The 15563-nt window shown below is 63.9% G+C and carries 11 protein-coding genes; 9 read left to right on the top strand and 2 right to left on the bottom strand.

Annotated elements, in window-relative coordinates; all coding sequences use genetic code 11:
* From QF777_08655 to QF777_08645, 3 genes are all read left to right on the top strand, one after another.
* The coding region (locus QF777_08655; GenBank protein MDP6911619.1) for a hypothetical protein at nucleotides 1-1387 on the top strand (1387 nt) is incomplete at its 5' end.
* Nucleotides 1388-1648: 261 nt separating this feature from the next.
* Nucleotides 1649-2662, top strand: coding sequence for a tyrosine-type recombinase/integrase (locus QF777_08650; GenBank protein MDP6911618.1), 1014 nt, complete (start codon nucleotides 1649-1651; stop codon nucleotides 2660-2662).
* A gap of 76 nt (nucleotides 2663-2738) precedes the next feature.
* Nucleotides 2739-3239, top strand: coding sequence for a YqgE/AlgH family protein (locus QF777_08645; GenBank protein MDP6911617.1), 501 nt, complete (start codon nucleotides 2739-2741; stop codon nucleotides 3237-3239).
* 144 nt (nucleotides 3240-3383) lie between these two features.
* Here the strand turns inward: QF777_08645 and QF777_08640 are convergent, their stop codons facing one another.
* Nucleotides 3384-4013: a 3'-5' exonuclease gene (locus QF777_08640; GenBank protein MDP6911616.1), complete on the bottom strand. Its 630-nt coding sequence runs from the start codon at nucleotides 4011-4013 to the stop codon at nucleotides 3384-3386.
* A 60-nt stretch (nucleotides 4014-4073) separates the two neighbouring features.
* Here QF777_08640 and QF777_08635 point away from each other — a divergent pair, with 60 nt between their 5' ends.
* The 4 genes from QF777_08635 (at nucleotide 4074) to QF777_08620 (ending at nucleotide 8492) form a co-directional block, all read left to right on the top strand.
* Nucleotides 4074-5372 carry an MFS transporter gene (locus QF777_08635; GenBank protein MDP6911615.1) on the top strand — a complete coding sequence of 433 codons (1299 nt, stop codon included), beginning with the start codon at nucleotides 4074-4076 and terminating at the stop codon, nucleotides 5370-5372.
* The gene (locus QF777_08630) at nucleotides 5369-6574 is read left to right on the top strand and encodes a CaiB/BaiF CoA-transferase family protein (protein ID MDP6911614.1); all 1206 of its coding nucleotides are present in this window, start codon (nucleotides 5369-5371) and stop codon (nucleotides 6572-6574) included. The genes QF777_08635 and QF777_08630 overlap by 4 nt, the downstream gene beginning before the upstream one ends.
* A 69-nt stretch (nucleotides 6575-6643) precedes the next feature.
* Complete coding sequence (locus QF777_08625; GenBank protein ID MDP6911613.1) at nucleotides 6644-7063, top strand: PPOX class F420-dependent oxidoreductase; 420 nt, start codon at nucleotides 6644-6646, stop codon at nucleotides 7061-7063.
* 160 nt (nucleotides 7064-7223) lie between these two features.
* Nucleotides 7224-8492, top strand: a complete 1269-nt coding sequence (locus tag QF777_08620; protein ID MDP6911612.1) for an MFS transporter — start codon at nucleotides 7224-7226, stop codon at nucleotides 8490-8492.
* Between the two features lie 32 nt (nucleotides 8493-8524).
* On the opposite strand, the gene QF777_08615 is transcribed toward QF777_08620, so the two are convergent.
* Nucleotides 8525-9934: an MBOAT family protein gene (locus tag QF777_08615; GenBank protein MDP6911611.1), complete on the bottom strand. Its 1410-nt coding sequence runs from the start codon at nucleotides 9932-9934 to the stop codon at nucleotides 8525-8527.
* A gap of 73 nt (nucleotides 9935-10007) precedes the next feature.
* On the opposite strand from QF777_08615, the gene QF777_08610 reads away from it, so the two are divergent.
* Both QF777_08610 and QF777_08605 read left to right on the top strand, forming a co-directional pair.
* Nucleotides 10008-11189 carry a glycosyltransferase family 4 protein gene (locus QF777_08610; protein ID MDP6911610.1) on the top strand — a complete coding sequence of 394 codons (1182 nt, stop codon included), beginning with the start codon at nucleotides 10008-10010 and terminating at the stop codon, nucleotides 11187-11189.
* A gap of 53 nt (nucleotides 11190-11242) precedes the next feature.
* Complete coding sequence (locus QF777_08605) at nucleotides 11243-15544, top strand: alpha-(1->3)-arabinofuranosyltransferase family protein (GenBank protein ID MDP6911609.1); 4302 nt, start codon at nucleotides 11243-11245, stop codon at nucleotides 15542-15544.
* Nucleotides 15545-15563: the final 19 nt, after the last annotated feature.

Genomic DNA, 15563 nt, shown 5'->3' with positions numbered 1-15563 from the left:
CTCGGGCATCATTGGCCTGATCACCTGTGACGCCTTTGGCGACTGTGGTTCCCAGAAGATCACCGTGATCGGCCACGGCGACTCCGGTGACATTGCTGGGTCCAACGCCAACGTCGTCTACGAGTACGCCCCCGGCGGCTCGATGCAGGTCGGCCCGATGCTCCCTGTCGAAGAGCCGTTGACGGCTTCGTGGCGGGGCGTCACTGAGGACTCGATCCACATTGCTACGACCACCATCGACTTCCAGTGGTTGGTCGACAATGGTTTCTCGCCCAATGGCTGGGGCGACCCGACACTGGTGTGGGAGTCCGTGGTGGCCGATCTGAACGACCGGGGCGGCATCAACGGCCGCCAGGTGGTGCTCGACGCAGTGCGTCCATACAGCGCCATCCCTGGCCTGGGCATCAGCGCCGACAGCGTGTGTCTGGAGGTGGCTGGCGACTTTGAGACGTTCGCCGTACTTGGTGGCTTCCTGGGCCCGGCTGAAATCTCCAACATCTGCATTCCCGGACAGCAGGAAACCATCCTGATCGGCGGCCGGATAACCGATGAACGTCTCGCCCAGGCCTCAGCCCCGTGGTTGGAGTCCGGGACTTCTACGGAGCGTCGCATGGCGGTGTACCTGACGCTGCTGCACCAGAACGGCTACCTAGACGGCAAGAAGGTCGCAATCGTCGGCGCCACGGCGAGTCAGGGCGCATATGACATTGGTGTGGAGACCCTGAGCGCCCTTGGCATCGACGTGGTGCTGGAGGCCATCAGCGAGGTCACGGTAGGGGACACCGAGGCAGAGGACGCGTGGTGGGAAGTCGTATCCGAACGGGTTCGCACATCGGGAGCTGAGGCGGTCGTATTCGCCGGCGGTGACCGTGCCGGCTTCCGGGGGCTGTTCTGGGCCGGCGTTGACGTGGAATATTTCCCGTACAACAACGAGTCCCTCACCAGCCTCAGCAACGTGACCCCCGAGATGGTGGATGGTGCTGTGACGCTCACCGGCCTGACCGAGCAGGAGCAACTGGAACAGGACGAGGTTCAGGAGCTGTGCATCAAGCCGTTCCAGGCACGTCATCCCGAAATCGAAGTCGGGTCGCCAGACACGCACGAGGACGGGATCGAGAAGTGGTGGCGCTCGATTATGACCTACTGCAACACCTTGCGAATGTTCGAGCTGATTGCCGGTAAGGCAGGTGCGAATCTCACCCATGACTCCTTCCGGGAGGCGGCGGCCTCGATGCCGGAGTTCAAGCTCCCATTGAGTCCCTTCTCGTCCCTGGGGCCGAGCAAGTTCGATGCATCTGATTCCTTCCGGCTTTCAACCTTTGTCGATAACGGCACAGACGCCGGAGCCATTGAACCCCTGTCCGACATCATGGACGGCACTCCGTAAGGGGAGCCGCCCATCGTGTGAAGCGGAGCCCCGGATACCGGCTTACGAGCCTGGATCCGGGGCTCCGCCGCGCACAGAAGCCATCAGGCTGGCGCTAATCCTTCGATGCTTTATGGCGTTGGGGGCGAACTATGAATAGGGGATCCAACATACCCAGTCTCCATGCTGTCAAGATAATGGAGATTATCAATGACTTGATTAGGGAACGTCGGGAGAACACTCAGCAATATGCCCTATAGGGAGCTGCCCCAAACAGAGGACATGTCGGCCGTATTTCACGAATGGCTGGCATGGCTGCCTCTCTACGAGGACAAACCGCCCCACACGGTGCGGGCCTACAGTCAGGGTGTCCGGCGAGTCGTCTCGTTTGCTGAAATAGCCCCGGCGACGTTTCGGGCTGACAGCCTTGATCAGGCCACGCTCACGGACACCGTGCGGGCCATGCGGGCCGAACCAGACGTCTCCAAGTCGACTATCAACCAGACGTTGGCGGCCCTCAAGTCATTCTTTGATTACTGCGTGGCTGACCGACTGGTGACCGTGGTGCCCGACATAGCCAGGATTCGGAAGGTAGCCAAACTTGACGTTCCTCAAGTTGACCCCGAGTACTACCGCCCAAATGAGATCAGCGAACTCTACGAGGAGGCCCGAAGTTGGCCGGTTTCTCAAGATAACGGGAAACCACGGGGGAGCCGCGTGCGGTGGCCCGCCAGGGATCTGGCCATGTGCTCATTTCTGGCGGTCCTCGGCCTTCGATCCGCCGAGATTCTGGCGGCCGACGTCAGCTGGATCACCAGAGAGCGCCTGGTTGACGCGGACGACCGCGCGACCTGGATGCTCCATGTGGTTGGGAAGGCACGGCGAATACGTCGACTCCCCTTGTCGGACGAGCTGGTCGAAGCGAACGACCGGTGGCAGGCCGAGCGGGCGGAACGTTTTGGGCCATCGGGAGCGACCGCTCCCCTATTCGTCACCAATAGTGGCGACCGGTTCACCTACCAGCGTCTGCGGTATTGGCTGAAACTGTTGAACCGTGAGGCCGGCCTGCGTGATCGGTCACTTCACTCACTTCGCCACACGGCAGGGGTTCAGCTGGCGGCCGACGGAGTATCCATGAACGTAATCCAGAGTCTTTTGGGCCATGCCACGATAACCACGACGGGCATCTACACCGAACTCGCCGGCGGCCAGCTAGTTGGAGTCCTGGAGCAGTCGGGCGCCAACACCCTTCTGGCTGAGGCGCTCTCACCTCAGAACCCGCTTGACGGACCGTGAGGACCGCGCCGTGAGTTCCACACCTCCCCAACCGGAATCCACAAAAGGCCGGCTTCTGGTGGCCGTTCCCGGGCTGATGGATCCCAACTTCGCACGTACGGTGATCCTCATGCTTGAGCACACCGACGAGGGTGCCCTAGGCGTCATCCTGAATCGCCCCCGACTGGTAGGCGGCGGCGAGGCGGTGCCCCGCTGGGCCCCTCGACTGGCCTATCCGGCCAGGCTCCACAATGGCGGACCGGTGTCGACCGACTCGGTGATTGGCCTGGGTCGAGGGCCCGTAGGCCCACTTCAGGGGCTCAGCCCGCTGATGGGTCGGATAGGTGTCGTCGACCTACACCGCGACCCCACTGAGGTGCCTGAGATCGACGAGGTGCGGCTCTTCGCCGGCTACGCCGGATGGAGCGCCAACCAACTGGAGGCCGAGTTGGCCGCTGGAGGCTGGATGGTCGTCGATTCCCATGAGGAGGACGTTCGCTCCCCCGACCCTGACGGGTTGTGGCGCCATGTCCTAGGGCGGCAAGTCGGGATTGCCTCTCTGCTTGGCGACTACCCGGACGACGTCAGCCTGAACTGAGACGATTCATTTGCTCCGTGGTCCGAGCTGCTCAGGAGGGGTTCTCAGCTGAAGTACGCGCCGCGAGGGGGGGGCCGACAAGGCAACCAGCGCCATCTCCTTGAGAAGAGGTGGCCGCCTCTCTGGGGTTGATGGAGTGGGGACTCACACGACGGCGCCGGGGCGATGCAGGACCCGCCCGGTGGGCGCCGGCGTAAGCAACGGCGGACCGAAGATCGGCCACAAGGGCGGCTGGGCACCTTGGTCCAGGAGTGCCAGCAGTACGCCGGCTAGAGCCCGGGTGTCGTCAAGCGCTTGGTGGGCATCACCTAGAGGAACCTCGAGGGCGGCTGCCAGTAGGCCGAGACGTCCGGGAAGCCCCAGCGACCGTGCTAGTGGAAGCGTGTCGACAGCGTCCAGATCCAAAGCGCCTAGGCCTGCGCGTCCCCATTCCTCGACAATGAAGCCAATGTCGAACGGGGAGTTGTGGGCAACCGGGATGCACCCGTCCAACTGGGCGGCAAGGTCACCGGCAATCTCCGGGAATCGGGGCGCATCAGGTAGCCATTCGGGCCTGATGCCATGGATGTCGGTACGGCCGACGTCGGTGGTCCCCGCATCGACCAAGGTCGTCCACTCCCCCATGGGCGTGCCGTCGGCCCCGATACGCACTATGGCCACTTCGATGACGTGTCCGGAATGGGGATCTAGACGGGTCGTCTCCACGTCGAAGCAGGCGAAGATCCGCTCGTCTGGGAATGACCCGGATGACGGTGGCTCGGCTGAGTTCGACACGGATGCGACGGTAGCCGCCGGGTGTGACGTAACCGGAGTCCCGCGTCCTACGCTCCGTTGATGCATGAGCCCAGGGTCTCGGAGGCGACCTCTTCTGAGGACCAGTCGGCCCGACTGGGGGGCACCCCGGTAGATCGTGCCGGTATCCAGCGTCGGACCTTGCGAACCTTGATGGGCGGCATTGTCCCCGGCGGGGCAGCAATGAGCAGCGCGTATAGCTCGGCGGCCATCCTCGGCGAAGAACTGACCAGCAATCAGCTACTCGGAGGGCTCGCTGCCTCTGGTCTGACGACAGGAGCGGCGATTACGGCCATCCCACTTGCACGCCTGATGGCAAGGCGAGGGCGACGGGTCGGTATTGCTGGCGGATACGCCATCGCCGGCATTGGCGCACTCGCCTGTCTGGTGGCTGCTCAGGTCGGGTGGTACCCGCTACTCGTGCTCGGAATGCTCTCGGTGGGTATGGGCTATGCATCGAACATGGCAGCCCGGTTCGCCTCAGCCGATCTTGCCGAGGAGCCGGGATCAGCCATTGGAATGTTGATCTGGGCTTCGACTTTCGGATCGGTTCTTGGTCCACTGCTGGGATTTGGCCCACTTCGTTCGTTGGCCACTCTGGTGGGTCTCCACGAGTTAGCCGGTCCCTACCTGTTGTCAGTTCTTCTGTTTGGCATCGCCGCCCTGGCCGTTCACCTATTCCTGAGGCCCGACCCGCTGGTGGTCGCCGGGGGTCTCGGGAACGTCGAGGAACGTGAACCGCTGCGATCCTTCCTCCGTCCGATCGTGGGATCACCGGATGGACGACTAGCGGTGGGCTCGATGGTCGTGGGGCACGTGGTGATGGTCGGAATCATGACGATGATGCCGCTTCACATGCGTTCCGGTGGCCATGGACTCCAGCTCATCGGCGCCATGATCTCGCTGCACATCGTCGGGATGTACGCATTTTCACCAATAGTCGGGAGGCTTGTCGATCGACTGGGGCCGCACAGGCTGATTGTCGTCGGGAGCCTCCTACTGGCCGTTGGTGCCGATGTGGCCGCCCACGACGAAGCCCACCAGTCCCTTGGTGCCTTCGTGGGGATGTTCATCGTTGGCATTGGATGGAGCTTTGGACTCATTGCCTCTTCGGCATTGCTGGTCCGGACCTTCGACGGCCCGAATCGAGTCGGGATTCAGGGACTGGCTGACATGTGCATGACTACCGGTGGAGCTTCAGCAGGCATCGTCGCAGGTTTGGTCTTGGAGGTATCGACCTTTCCTGTGCTGGGACACGGGGCCGCAGTGGTTGGGGCGCTACCTGCCGTAGCAGTTCTGATCCGTTGGTGGTCCAAACGGCGAATGGCAAGTGCACTATGAGCGGCCCCCTTGACGGGTTCCGCATCTTGGATCTCAGTCAGATCGTCAGCGGACCGTTCGGGACGATGCTCCTTTCCGACCAGGGAGCGGACGTGATCAAGGTTGAACCGGTGGTGGGCCAGGACGTGACCCGTCGACAGAACTTCGCCCGCGGCGGCCTCTCGGCCTTCTACATCAATGGCAACCGTGGCAAGCGCTCGATGTCGCTGGATCTAAGTCGAGACGAAGGTCGAAGGATCCTCCTAGACCTCGCTGCCGAGGTTGATGTCTTCATTCAAAACTTCCGACCGGGAGCGTGCGATCGACTGGGTGTCGGCTATGACGACGTCCGGGCAGTGAATCCCGACATCGTTTACGTGTCAATCAGTGGTTACGGTCCCGATGGGCCCTACTCGGGGCGACCGGTCCTTGATCCGGTTATCCAGGGTCTGACCGGAATGGTGTCCCACCAGGTGAACCCGGATATCCCGTTCCCCGATTTAGTCCGCAATATCGTGTCTGATAAGGCCACCGCTCTGACCGTGGCGCAGGCCTGCACCGCTGCTCTCCTGGCCAGAGAACGGGGTTCCGGTGGCCAACACGTGGTCATCCCAATGCTGGACGCCACACTTGCGTTCTTCTGGAACGACGGGATGGTGGCCCACACCATGAAGGGAGACGGCGTATCGCCGGGCAAGACGCTGGCCGAGGTCTACCGCTTGACTGACTGCATCGACGGAAAGATCATCTACTTCTCGGCCTCGACGGCGCACATCCATGGGGTGTGTCGGGCTGTCGGACATCCTGAATGGTGTGACGATCCCCGCTACAGCCTCGAGGGCTTCGTCCGTGACCAGCAGAACCTTGTCGACTTCGGTGTGATGACCGCCGAAGCGTTTGCATCCATCACCATGGCTGACGCTCTGGCCGGGCTATTGGAGGCGGATGTCCCGAGTGGTCCGATCCTCGAAAAGGAAGAGGTGTTGAACCATCCGCAGGTAGTGCACAACGGGGCGATCGCCACGTGGGAACATCCCTCCGCCGGCACGGTCCGGAGCGCCCGTCCGGGGGCCCGGTTCTCCGAAACGCCCATCGAGATGCGCCTGTCGGCATCCCATAAGGGGGCAGATAACCGTGAGGTTCTACGCAGCATCGGCCGGACCGATGTCGAGATCGACGGGTTGCTAGCCGATGGTGTGATCGGCGAACCGGACCTGTTCTAGAACGACGGAGGCTCCGGGTGAGCCCTGGCGAAGGCCATGGGAATCATCCCGTGGGGCTAGCGTCCGTCCATGGACACCTCCCCCTCAATCGCCGATATCCCCGCTACACACGTCGACCTGTTCGACCTGCCAGCTATCTGGCATATCGCAACCATCGGCCCCAATGGCGAACCTCAGGTCTCACCGGTGTGGGCCACTTTCGACGGCACCCATGTCCGCTTCCCCCACGCTGAGGGCCGTCAGAAATGGCGCAATCTCTGCGCCGACGACCGCATTGCCTTGTCGGCCACCGATCCCGACAACAACGAGCGGTACCTTGAGGTCCGTGGTCGCGTAGTCGGGTGGGAACGCGACGGCGCCCTGAGCCTGCTGGACGCCATGGCGAAGAAGTACCGGGACGAGGACGAGTTCCCCCGCGAGCATGCCGTACCGCTGGATAAGCGGTGCACCGCAGTGGTCGAACCACTGCACTGCACAACTATGGGATGAATCGATAAGCGGCATGCCGACGGACAATGACTGACTGACCAGCACCAGGAACCGATACCTGGTGCACCCTCGGTGCGTCGGCCTCGTAATCGGTTCATCGGCGCTAGAGGCATACGTGGAGTCGCCCAGAAGACCTGATCTGGACCGCTAGCGTCCGCAGATGGTCGCCGTCGGGGTATCGGGCCCCCGCTCCCCCACCGGATTTTACGGATGGCGGATAGTGGGCTTGGCCAGCCTCGTGGGAGCGCTGACCGGCCCTGGCCAGTCCATTGGTGTGTCGGTCTTCCGCGAGGCAATGGCGTTTGACCTTGACGCGTCAGACACCGCAGTGTCGACCGCCTACATGGTGGGCACCCTGGGGGCGTCGACGGCGCTTCCACGACTCGGGCGCTGGATCGACGAGGTGGGCGTCCGACGGGCTATGACGGTGATCGCCGTTGTGTTCGCCGCGGTCTTGGTCCATATGTCCCTGATCCGCCACGTGGCGTGGCTAGCCGTCGGGTTCTTGGGTATCCGGATGATGGGACAGGGTGCTCTTTCGCTGGCGGCGCGGGTTTCGATCGTGCACTGGTTCGAGCGACGCCGGGGATTTGCCCTGGGCGTCTCGATGACTTTGACGGCAGCTGGCATGGCGGTGGTCCCCCTTGGCCTGTCCATTGGTGTGAATGCCTGGGGATGGCGGTCGACCTGGGTCGCCGCCGCTTGCGTGATCCTCGTCAGTGTTATCGCCATTGCCCGGTTCGGAATGGTGGATCGGCCATCGGACCTCGGACAGGTCCCCGACGGCAGGATTGCAGACTCCAACGGCGGAAGGGACGCTGGCGGACCCTCGCCGTCAAGAGCCGAGGTGTTGCAGTCACCGGCATTTTGGGTACTGGCTGCTGTGGCGTCGGCCAACAGTCTCCTGATCACCGGGATGGTGTTCCATCAGACCAACGTGCTGGGTGAGCTGGACTACTCCGATGCCCGGGCGGCGGCCATGTTCCTTCCCCAAGCCATAGGAGCAATTGCCGGTGGCCTGGCCTTCGGTTGGGCCTCGGATCGCCGTGGTCGGTTCCTGCTTCCCGCGGCGATCGCCCTGTTGCTGACCGTGAGTTGCCTGTTAGGCGGGACGGGAACCACTACCGCCACAGTGTTCGCCTATTCGATCGGCCTGGGGATCTGCACAGGCGGTGGAGCGGCGATCAACGGCGCCCTCCTGCCGGCGCTGTTCGGCATCCGCAACATTGGTTCCGTGTCGGGATTACTGCACGTTGTCAGCGTGGTCAACTCCGCACTAGGGGCCCTGGCCTTCTCACTAGGAGCCGATCTATTTGGCAGCTACCGCGAGGCGCTCACCGTTTTCGCCATCTGGCCAGCGGTGTTGGTCGTGGTGGCCATCGTCTGGCGCCCCCGGCTGCCCGCCCCAGCTATTTCACCGCACAGCTGAGGGGACGATCGGGCCCGCTCTTGATGGGCTCTCTAGAAGGCGAAATACAGAAAGGGTTTGACGCCCTCGGGACCCAACAGGTCGAAAGCGAGGATGGCACAGGTGAAGCCGGTGGCCTGCAGAACCACGGGTAGGCGTGCCGCCCGATCCCACCAGCGGTCGGCGGCCCCAACCGGAAGCAGTTGAGTGGCCGCACCGACCAGGAGTAGCAGCACCACGCCGAACCCGACCTCGGGGGCCGTCGTCCACGAGCCCCCGAGGGCTCCGAACACCTCCATGGCCCTGTCCACGTTCACGGAGCGGAAGAACACCCAACCGATGCAAACGATGTGAAACGTCACCAAAGTCCTGACGACCCGACCCGGCCGGGACGGCTCGGCCCCTCCCAGTAGGCCGGGAATCGACCGTTCAGCGACCAGACCCACGCCGTGGATGGCCCCCCACAAGACGAATGTCCATCCGGCCCCGTGCCACAGGCCGCCCAACAGCATGGTGGCCATCAGGTTCCGAGCCGTGCGGGACCGACCACGTCGACTTCCCCCCAACCCGATGTACAAATAGTCCCGGAGCCATGACGAAAGACTGATGTGCCACCGCCGCCAGAAGTCCTGGAGGCTGAGAGCCCGGTACGGCTGGTCGAAATTCACCGGGAACCGGAAACCCAGCAGCAAGGCGATGCCGATGGCGATGTCGGAATACCCACTGAAGTCGCCGTATATCTGCAAGGCGTAGCCGTAGATGCCAAGCAGCGTTTCCAGGCCGGTCGCCCCGCCAGGGTCAGCGAACACTCCGTCGACCAGCTTGGATCCGAGTACGTCGGCCAGGACCATCTTCTTGAACAGGCCGCCAAGTACCAGTCGAGTGGCCCGCCCGGTGTCGATAGGTGACCGGTCGTCCGTGGCCAACTGAGCCAGAAAGTCCCGGGCCCGCACGATAGGTCCGGCGACTAGTTGTGGGAAGAAGCCCACAAACAGTGCGAAGTCCAGTAGCCGGTTGGTTGGTTCAAGAACCCGACGGTAGATGTCGATTGAGTACGACATGGTCTGGAACGTGTAGAAGCTGATACCCACTGGGAGGATGATCCCCAGCGGTCCCGCCGTGGCTTGGACGCCCAGGCTCCCCAGCAGGTCCACGAAGGAATCGACAAAGAACCCGGCGTACTTGAAAAAGCCCAGCATCCCAAGGTTGGTGGCCAGGCTGCACCACAACCAAAACCGCCGTCGACTCGGGTCGTCCGAAGCGTGCATCGCACGTCCCGCCACGAAGTCGACCAGCGTGGAGACCCAGATGAGCGACAGGAACCTCCAATCCCACCAGCCGTAGAAGATGTAGCTGGCCACAAGCATGGAGGCCTTCCATGCCCTGGGCCGTTCCATGAGCACCGTGTGGACGGCAAGCACTAGGAGTAGGAACACGGCGAAGGTGATCGTCGGGAACAGCATGGGCAAACCGAGTCTGCCATCTGGACCCCACCGCCCCGGGTGCCAATGGGCCGACCGGTACGATCCGGAGCGCATGACCCCTGAACCGTCGGCAGACGACCGGACATCCGTTGAAAAGCTCGGGGACGACCTCGACGAATGCATCGACAGGTCGGGCATCCGACGTGTCCATGTCCTGGCTTGGCGCGACCTTGAAGACCCCGAAGCCGGTGGGTCCGAACTCCACCTTCAGGAAGTCACCAGCCGGTGGGCGAATGCTGGCCTGGAGGTCTGCATACGGACCTCTGAAGTGGCCGGCCAACCGGCCACGATCATGCGTGATGGCGTCGAGGTAGTGCGTCGGGCAGGACGCCACCAGGTCTTCCCGCGGGCAGTACTGGCCGAACTACTAGGTCGACATGGTCGACGGGATGCCCTTGTCGAGGTCTGGAACGGGATGCCCTTCCTCTCTCCCCTGTGGGCCCGCGGCCCACGTATGGTCATCCAGCACCACGACCACGCCGACATGTGGCCACTGGCTCTACCACCGGGTCCGGCACGGCTGGGATCGATTCTGGAGCATCGCCTTGCTCCACGGTGGTACCGGTCCACGCCGGTCGTAACTCTCTCGGCGTCATCACGCGACGGACTGATCGCCGGGGTCGGCCACCGGCCCGATGGCGTCCACGTGGTCGAACCCGGCGTGCACCGCCGGTTCTCTCCGGCTGGTCGGCGTGACTCCGAACCCCTAATCGTCTCGGTGGGCCGACTCACTGCATCAAAGCGAGTGGACGTTCTGATCCGGGCTTTTGCCGAGGCCAGGGACCAGGTGGCTGGACTTCGTCTGGAGGTCATTGGTGACGGTCCCGAGGAGGAGGCCCTTCGGGCCCTGGCTGGCGACCTCGGCGTGTACGCAGCCACGACCTTCCGTGGACGGGTCTCCAACGACGAGCTCGTAGCGGCCTATCGCCGGGCTCGACTCGTGGCCAGCGCGTCGATCAGCGAGGGCTGGGGCATGACCCTGACTGAGGCCGCTGCGTGTGCCACCCCGTCGGTTGCCACCGATATTGCCGGACACCGTGACGCCGTCATTGACGGACGCACCGGCCTGCTGGCCACCACCGACGATGAACTGGCCGGACTACTGGTGGAGGCTTTGGGATCGCGCTGGGACCAGCTTTCGGCGGGCGCCCTCACGGGGGCTACTCGATTTGACTGGGATCGCACGGCCTCAGGGGCGTTCCGGGTACTGGCCTCCACGGTGCCCGCCCAGTGATCCGATCCCCGGCTGGCTTCCTGAGGCTGTCCGGATCCGCCTTGGAGCGGTTGGTGATCCTCATACTGGCCTACGTTCCGCTGCTGCTGAACGATCCCGGTCGGGTGGCGGCCGACACCAAGGCGTACCTGTATCTGGACCCCGGTCGCCTCATGGAGCGGGCCACATCGATGTGGCAGCCCGAGGTTGCCATGGGGACCGTGACCCACCAGAACATTGGCTACCTGTGGCCGATCGGCCCCTTCTACTGGCTTGCCGATATCGCTGGCTTGCCTGACTGGCTGGCACAACGACTCTGGATGGGAACTGTGCTAGCTGCCGCTGGTCTCGGCGTGCGCTGGCTGCTGCGAACCCTGGGGTGGCGGGACGGTGGCGTCCTGGTTGCCTCACTGGCCTACATGCTCAGCCCGTATCTCCTCAACTACGTGGATCGGCATTCGGTGATCCTCCTGCCATGGGCCGGCCTACCGTGGATGCTCGGTCTCACGACCCGGTCGCTGCGCACTCCCGGCTGGCGTCATGCGGCCATTTTCGGTCTGGTGACCCTGACGGTGGGTGGGGTGAACGCCAGTTCGCTCCTTCTGGTTGGGCTAGGCCCCGCCCTGTGGCTGCTCTGGTCGGGCCTCGAGGCCTCGGTGCCATGGCGACGCGTTGTGGGCGCCGCGGTTCGTATCGGTGCGGCCTTCGTGCTTACCGGTCTCTGGTGGATGGTCGGTCTGGCAGTCCAAGCCAGCCACGGCCTACCCACCCTTCGGCTGACGGAGAACTATCGGGTGGTGTCGGACGCGGCCACAGCTCCCGAACTGTTCCGGGGACTGGGATACTGGTACTTCTACGGTCAGGGTCGCCTAGGGGCGTGGATCGAACCCTCCACCTCGTACACCCGGTGGGCACTGCCGTTGTCGTTCGCTCTGCCCCTACTGGCACTCCTGGCCGCTGCCGTGGTTCGGTTTCGCCATCGGGGCCACGTCCTGGCCCTGATCGTGGTTGGGATCCTCGTGGGCATCGGGGCCCACCCGTACGACGACCCATCACTTCTCGGCCGGATCTTCCGCGAGTGGACACTTACCGATGTCGGGTTGGCACTGCGCAGCACACCGCGGGCCCTCCCCCTGTCGGTCCTCGGCCTGGCCATCTGCCTTGGGGCCGGGGTGGGAGCTTTGGCTCGCTGGCGCCCCCGAGTCGGTCCGGCTGTCACCGGTGTCCTTTGTCTACTCGTGGTGGCCAATCTGTCTCCCCTGTGGCAGGGAGAGATGCTCGGCTCACTGGTCCAACGTCCCGAGGACATCCCCGCCTACTGGCATGACGCGGCAGAGCACCTTGAGACCCCGGACTCATCTGCTCCAGGAACTGGCACCAGGGTGCTGGAGATTCCCGGGAGCGACTTTGCGGCCTACCGCTGGGGGAACTCTGGCGACCCAGTGTTACCCGGCCTCATTGATCGTCCGCATGTGGCGCGCGAGCTCATACCTCAGGGCTCTCCGGCTTCGGCAGCCCTGCTGGTCGCATTGGACACGGAGATCCAGGAGGGCCGTCTGGACGCCGATGCCCTGGCTCCTCTAGCTCGCTTGATGGGCGTGGGAGACGTGGTCCTCCGATCTGATCTGCAGTTCGAGCGTTTCCGGACGCCCCGACCAGTCGATCTATGGGAGGGAGTACGTGACGCACCGGGATTTGATCGCCTGATCGAGTTTGGCAGCCCGCTCCCAAACGTGGCCGGACCGCAGCGCCCTCTCCTGGATCAGCACACCCTGAGTCGACCGGCCAGCGCCGAGGATCCCGCGCCGGTGGTGGTCCTCCCGGTAACCGATCCCGTTCCCATTCTCCGAACCGCTGATCCATCCCGGCCGATTCTGGTCTCGGGTGATGCTGAGGGAATCGTGGCCGCCGCCGGTGAGGGACTGCTGGAGGCTGGCCGACCGCTCTTCCTGACCGGCTCCTTTTCTCACGATGCTGTCCGGGTACTTGATCTGGTGGGGCCCGGCACCCGCATTGTTCTCACCGACTCCAATCGGAAAGACGGGCACCGTTGGGGCACCATTCGAGAGACGGCCGGGTACACCGAGCGAGTAGACGAGCAGGCCATGGGTCTCGACCTTTCGGACCACGCCTTGACCGTCATAGACGACCTACCCGGCGTTCAGACGGTGGCTATCCAGTACGCCCTGCGAGTCGACGCCAGTGAGTACGGCAACCCGGTGACCTTCACGCCTGGCGATCGGCCGTTCCACGCGGTGGACGGCGACTCCGATACGGCCTGGACCGTGGGAGCCTTCAACCACGTCGTTGGCGAACGACTAATTCTGACACTGGATGACCCCGTCCCTGTGGCCCACCTGGTGCTGGAACAAGCTCGGCTTCGAGGTCAAAACCGTTGGATCACGCAGCTTGCCGTTGGGTTGGACGAACAATCTCCCCTGCTGGTTGATCTAGACGAGACCTCCCACACCGCACCGGGCCAGGTAGTCGCCCTGCCAGATAGGGGCGTGGTGTCTCGCATCACTCTGGAGATCCGGGCCACCGATGTCGGCCAACTCGACCATTACGCCGGTGTGACCGGCGTCGGATTTGCCGAGGTGCGGGTCGGTACACCAGGAAGCGAATCAGGAGATTCCGCTGGGTTCGATTACGTGGCTGCCGACGAGACCATTGCACTGCCTACTGACCTCTCAGATGCCATCCGTTCCGCTGGCCTGACCGATCCCGGATCCGAGGTTGCCGTGCTGTTGACCAGGCAGCGCTCTGATCCTCGAGACCCCATCCGCACCGAACCGGAGCAGTCCATGGATCGCACCTTCGTGGTGCCGTGGGACCGTCCGTTCCTTCTGCACGGCGAGGCCCGCCTCTCGGCACATGCGCCCGACGACCTGTTCAATGCGGTCCTCGGTGATCCCAGCTCTGGTACGGCGTCTGCCACGGGGAGTCTTGCCGGCGATCTAACGTCGAGGGCCCGAGCAGCGTTCGACGATGACCCCTTGACGGCATGGCAGACGCCCATTGGCCCCCAGGAGGGCCATGCGTTGACGTTGGCCCTGGCCAACCCGCAGACGTTTGTTGACCTGGTCCTGTCCTATCGAGCCGACGGCCTCCACTCGGCACCCCGCACGGTGACCGTGGTGGGCGACGACGGCCCGGTAGGGACCGTGGATCTCCCAGGAACACTCCTCAACAGGACAGAAGGCGTCATCCGGGTGCCACTGGATCTCCCAGCTTTCACCAGCAGGACCCTCACCATCCGTATCGACGAGGTGGTCGAGCGACGAACAATGAACTGGTACTCGGGCCTTCCCGACGTGCTTCCAGTTGGGATCGTGGAGGTGAACGACGGGGTGACCGCTGCTGGCGCACCAGATCTGCTGGACACCGGTTGTCGGAGCGACCTGGTAACTCTCGACGGTCGGTCGGTCTCGGTGCGGATCAGTGGAACCACCGTTGATGCACGGACCCGTCAGCCTTTGATCGTAGAGGCCTGCGATAGTCCCCTGATTCTCGCCGCCGGATCGCACCGGCTCCGAATCAGCCCCGGGAAAGGGTCGGGCTTCGACCTGGACCGTCTAGTCCTCATTTCACCGTCAGTCCACGATCCGGCGTCCGATAGGCAGACGGGTCCGGAGTTGCAGGTCACCGCGGAGAGCCGCACGTCGATGGACATCGTGGCCAGAGGCGAGATCCGTTCGTTCTGGCTGGTGCTGGGGCAGAGTTATAGCGACGGATGGCGTCTCACCCTGGATGGGGCCACGGTGGACGGTGCCGATTCCGGCATCGCACCCGTTCTCGTCGATGGGTTCGCCAACGGGTGGCTGGTTACGCAGGCCCAGGGTGCCGGCGAACCGATTGGCCTACATCTCCGGTGGACTCCCCAGCGACTAGTCCGGCTGAGCCTCGGTCTTTCGCTGTTCGCGGCGGCCGGGTGCCTTCTGGTGGCGTGGCGCGGGCGGCGCGACATAGGTGTCCGCTCTTTCGAGCCATCCCGACTACTACCGGCTCACCGTCCGCGAGCCAAGCCGGTTGGGCTGGTGATGGCCACATGCACCGCGGGGGTGGTATGCGGATTCGCGTTGTTGAACCTGCCCGGCGGTTGGGCGTGGAGTTGGGTCGCTCCTGGTATCGCCTTCGCCTCCTGGACCGGCCTTAGGGGCATGCTTCCCCAGCGCACCAGTGCCCTGGCCGGGGTGCTCGCCATGGGCACGGCGACGGTGTGGATCGCCGCCAACCAGATCCGGTTCCGGTTCCCCCGGGACTTCGTGTGGCCACTGTTCTTCGAACATGTTCACGTCCTGGGTGTGATCGCCGTGCTGCTTCTAGCTGCCGCCGCAGCCGAGGCCCTCATAGAGCGACGCGACCATCAGGACTAACGGGCCCCAGAACGGCCGT

It is taken from the genome of Acidimicrobiales bacterium, assembly GCA_030747595.1.
Lineage (GTDB): Bacteria > Actinomycetota > Acidimicrobiia > Acidimicrobiales > MedAcidi-G1 > UBA9410.
Note: the sequence above shows the minus strand (reverse complement) of the source record. Positions and strands in the feature narration are given on the sequence as shown.